At 33.7% G+C, this 1,622-nt stretch carries 3 protein-coding genes; all 3 read left to right on the top strand.

Features of this window, described 5'->3' with window-relative positions; translation table 11 throughout:
* Window positions 1-325 (top strand): tail fiber domain-containing protein (locus CIN_RS12075; protein WP_040363963.1); only part of this gene is annotated, 325 nt, incomplete at its 5' end.
* 15 nt (window positions 326-340) lie between these two features.
* Window positions 341-730, top strand: a complete 390-nt coding sequence (locus CIN_RS04785) for a hypothetical protein (RefSeq protein WP_040363962.1) — start codon at window positions 341-343, stop codon at window positions 728-730.
* A partial coding sequence (locus CIN_RS04780) for a CotH kinase family protein (protein WP_170314034.1) occupies window positions 723-1,622 on the top strand: 900 nt, incomplete at its 3' end. The genes CIN_RS04785 and CIN_RS04780, both read left to right, overlap by 8 nt.

Raw genomic sequence — 1,622 nt, 5'->3', positions numbered from 1 at the left:
ATCTGAAAAAGGTTCTGATGCTAGAACACATGCAGGTTTCATTGCTCAACAGCTAGAAGCTGCTGTTAAATCACAAGGGCTTGATCCATCCCAGTTTTCATTTTGGTGTTCTTCCCCATTAGTGCAACAAGTTAAAAAAGAAGTTAAACTTGAAAATGGGGAAACTTCTGTAACTTTTGAATCTGAACTTGTAAAAGATAAAGAAGGAAACCAAGTTTACCAACAATCCCTACGTTATGAAGAGTTATTTGTTCTCTTATTAGAGGCAGTTAAAGTAAAGATGGCAAGCTTTGAAGAACGTCTAGCTGTATTAGAAGATAAATAACCAAGGAACCGTACCATGAATAAATTAATTAAAGGTGGTACGGGTTCATCTATGTATTTGAGTCAGATTGTTGACTCAATCACAGGTCAATCCGATCTAATACCTAAAATAGTTACTGAAGACACTTTAAACATACAATTCCCAGACTATGGGGATAAAGTTTATTTACTACAGTTTAACCAAGACTGTAATATCACTATTAAAAATGTTCCTAGATTACAGTTTCAAAAATTAACCTTAATATTACAACAGCCAATAAATGGTAATTGTTATCCAACATTTGTAAATGAAATCGAATGGAAAGATGGTAAAAAACCATTTGTAAGTATAGAAGCAGGAAAAGAAACTATTCTTGAAATCATTGGTTTTAATAACAAATTAAAAGGGAAAAAAATCTATGGTTAATGCAACAACTGGTTTTATCAATAACGGTTCCCTTGTTCAATATGGTATAAACAATACATCTGATGGTTGGGATACTTTATTCTTACCCTCTATTGAGGATGGTATGTTGCGTATTTTAATTGATGGCGATTTACCAACAGTTAAAGGCACAGATACACAAGCATCTATTTCATTCTTTCATGGAGACATACCTTTATTTAGTGCAACCGCTACAGTAAGTGTGCAAGGAGCTAGTTCACAGGGGGCAGATAAGAAAAACTTTAAGTTTAAAGTTGTGAATCCAACAACAGGTAATAAGCTTAAAGTTAAGTTTGGTAATTGGCTTCCTATGAGTTCTATCACTTTAAAAGCTTATGCTGTGGATAGAACACTTATTAGGGACAGTTTATCTACAATGGTTTACCGTAAAATTTTACGGTTAAATAATGGATTAACAGCACCCTCAAGTGAATATTCTTATCTTGCATCTAAAAACTGTGGGGTTACTGTTGGTGAAGCAGATTTCACAACGGCTGGTTTTCCTATAGAGGTGTATAATACAAGTGGTTTTTACGGGTTATATGTCATACGTTCTTACTATGATGCAGAAACATATTTACTAGACGAAAACAATACACAGCATGTATTAATGCAGCCCAAGCTATCCAATAATTTTTGGGTAGATGGTGTATTTGTTGGTTCTGTGTGGGATATTACATTACCAACAACACAAGATGCTACATTTGAATCCTCAGTAGAGCGACTGTTTCAATGGTTTAAAGGTTGTAATGATGGCTCTATTAATATGAGAGCAACATATAAAGATTATATAAATCTTGAGGCTTTCATTGATTATATCTTATTTACTGAGCTTACAATGGGCGGAGATAGTATTCAAAATAATTTGATGCTC

The organism is Commensalibacter intestini A911 (assembly GCF_000231445.1).
Classification (GTDB): Bacteria; Pseudomonadota; Alphaproteobacteria; order Acetobacterales; family Acetobacteraceae; genus Commensalibacter; species Commensalibacter intestini.
This window is presented reverse-complemented; position numbering and strand designations above follow the sequence as displayed.

What these genes read in the sequence shown, in the direction of transcription:
- CIN_RS04785 (WP_040363962.1), top strand. Translation starts at nt 341, where the DNA reads ATGAATAAATTAATTAAAGGTGGTACGGGTTCATCTATGTATTTGAGT.